This window comes from Bacillus sp. SIMBA_031 (assembly GCF_046535225.1).
In the GTDB taxonomy this organism is placed as follows: domain Bacteria; phylum Bacillota; class Bacilli; order Bacillales; family Bacillaceae; genus Bacillus; species Bacillus velezensis.
Genome location: NZ_JAWRXC010000438.1, coordinates 1 through 256, shown reverse-complemented (window position 1 = coordinate 256; position 256 = coordinate 1). Strand labels below are relative to the sequence as shown.

The following is a 256-nucleotide window of genomic DNA, read 5'->3' as shown; positions in this document are numbered from 1 at the left end:
CCAGGGATGAGACACCGTTGGGGGTGAGGCCCACCAAGGGGGCCGCGGCCGCAGGTTTCAGGCCTTCAATGTCAACGTGCCAAAGGACTGCCTGCCAGCGTTCAGGCAGCGATTTGAATGCTTTGGCCATGATGGTCGACTCAAGATCACTTAGCACGGGATCCGAATCGGTCACGGCGGTATCGAGGATCGCATCATCGGCTGCGGTCGCCATCCTCCTGGCCTTACGGTTCCGATCGTGGGCTGTCCGGCGGAC

1 protein-coding gene is annotated in these 256 nt (G+C 61.7%); it reads right to left on the bottom strand.

Going from position 1 to position 256, the window contains the following annotated elements; all coding sequences use genetic code 11:
* A partial coding sequence (locus SB724_RS20950) for an RNA polymerase sigma factor (RefSeq protein WP_410572888.1) occupies positions 1–214 on the bottom strand: 214 nt, incomplete at its 3' end.
* Between the last annotated feature and the right edge of the window lie 42 nt (positions 215–256).